General features: G+C 62.6%; 3 protein-coding genes. 2 read left to right on the forward strand and 1 reads right to left on the reverse strand.

All coding sequences use genetic code 11. The annotated features are described in order from the left end of the window. Window positions 1-1,085: acyltransferase family protein (locus ROR02_RS16255; protein ID WP_147165087.1), on the forward strand; the 1,085-nt coding region annotated here is incomplete at its 5' end. Window positions 1,086-1,113: 28 nt separating this feature from the next. After that, entirely contained in the window at window positions 1,114-1,599 is a 486-nt protein-coding gene (locus ROR02_RS16260; protein ID WP_147165088.1) for a DinB family protein, read from the forward strand. Window positions 1,600-1,609: 10 nt separating this feature from the next. Here the strand turns inward: ROR02_RS16260 and ROR02_RS16265 are convergent. Further along, on the reverse strand, window positions 1,610-2,047 hold a 438-nt coding region (locus ROR02_RS16265; RefSeq protein WP_147165089.1), incomplete at its 5' end, for an NYN domain-containing protein.

The raw sequence follows: 2,047 nt of genomic DNA on the forward strand, positions 1-2,047 counted from the left end.
TTGGTATGAGAGGGATCGCCTCGCTGATGGTGGTCTTCCCTCATCTCAGCGGCTTATGGATTTATACATACAATGGGCACTGGCGCCCGTGGGAATACCATGTCGCCCTGATTCAAACCCCCCTTCACCTCAAGGATGGGGGCGGTCATCTGGGCGTGGTGCTTTTCTTCCTGATCTCCGGGTTCATCATCAGCCACGTGGCGGTCAAGGAAAGCCGGACCGAGTTCCTGGTCAAGCGCGTGGTCCGGATCTTTCCGCCCTTGATGCTGGCCTGCGCCTTGATGGCGGGCGCCAGCGCCGTGGCCACCAGCCTCGACCTGCTGCCGATCATCGGCAACACCGCCACGTCGGTGCGCGATTACCTGCTGAGCGGAACCCTGCTCAACTATCCCATCGACCGCGCCCCGCGCGCCCTCAGCCTGGCCTGGAGCCTGTACGCCGAAATCCTGTTCTATGGACTGGTGGCCCTGGCGCTCCCCTTGATGAAAAGCCGCCCCGTTGCCTCGACCGTGGTGTTGATGCTGGCCGTTCTGGGGATGATCCTGCCGGCCAAGGCGGACTCCCTGTTTTTCTTCCATCTCCATTTTACCGCCTACATCCCCTTGTTTTTGATCGGGCGGGCCTTTTACCTGGAACGGACCGGCCAGCTCGCCCCGTACCATGCGGGGATGATCACCGTCGCCAACCTGCTGATCATGTTCCTGGCGCATGACCTGCGCGTCCCCGGCTCGTTTTTCCATGGACCGGCGGAACTGGTTGTCAACGACCTGATCGGCATCTTGGTGTTTTACGGGGTCATGATCTGGCCCATCAGCCGGGTGCCCATGATCTTCAAGTTCTTCGCCGACATCAGTTACTCGCTCTACCTCGTGCACCTGCCGGTGGGCATGCTGATCTTGAACCTGGCCCATGCCCATGGCGTGCCCTTCGGGCTCGGGTTCGCGGGCGCGGTGTCGGCCTCGGTGGGCACGGCCTACCTCAGCCACCGCTTCCTGGAAGCCCCCAGCCAGCGGCTGGTGCGGCGCTGGCTGCCCAAGGGACGCGCCCGCACGGTGCCCACCCCTGAATCAGCCGGCACGTCCTGACCGGTTCCGACAAGAAGGAGACCCGCCCATGCGCGAATACGTTCTTCTGATGAGCCGTTACAACGCCTGGGCCAACCGCACCTTGTACGAGGCGGTCGCCACCTTGCCCGAGACCGAGATTACCCGCGACCGGCGGGCCTTCTTCGGGTCGATCCTGGGGACCCTCAACCACGGCCTGGTCGGCGACCGCTTATGGCTCTCGCGCCTGACCGGCGAGAGCCTCGCGTGGTTCCAGGGGCTGGACCAGGTCCTGCACCCTGATTTCGCCGCGCTGCGTGCCGCGCGCGAGGCCCTGGACGCCCGCATTCTGGCGGTCATGCCCACGGTGGCCGTGGAAGGGACGTTCGTTTACCGGGATTCCCGGGGCATGATGAAGGAAGCCCCCTATCGGGTCATCGTGCCCCACATCTTCAACCACCAGACCCACCATCGCGGGCAGGTCCATGACATGCTGTCCCAGGCGGGGCTGGTGCCTCCCCCCCTCGACCTGCTCTACTTCCCCCGCGAGGGCTGAGCCCGACCGATCACCCTGTCCCTTCGGCCCCTTGCCCCTCTGGGGGGGCGAGGGCAGCCGATCTTGGTCTGGGAAATCCGCTCCGTAGTGCGTCGATATGCTCGAACAGCCCGTCCCCGACCTCGCGCCAAAGAGGATCCAGGACGACGCGAACCCCCTCACGCCGAGCCAGTTTGGCTGCGGGTACAAAATCGCTGTCGCCGGCAACCAGAATAATGGCATCGACCTGCCTCTTGAGCGTAAGAGAAGCGATATCAACGCCGATTCTCATGTCCACGGCTTTTTGCCTGAATCCGGGCTCAAAATCTCCATCTGTCAATTCGGATACTTGACGCTGTCCATTAATAATTTCTTTTTGGGCACCTTCTTTTAAAATCCAACCCCGTTCCCGCCTCACCTCCCCCAGACGAACAGCGAAATTTGGCCGCCGCCGCAATCGGTCGAATAA

Source organism: Pararhodospirillum oryzae (assembly GCF_007992075.1).
GTDB classification, from domain to species: Bacteria; Pseudomonadota; Alphaproteobacteria; order Rhodospirillales; family Rhodospirillaceae; genus Pararhodospirillum; species Pararhodospirillum oryzae.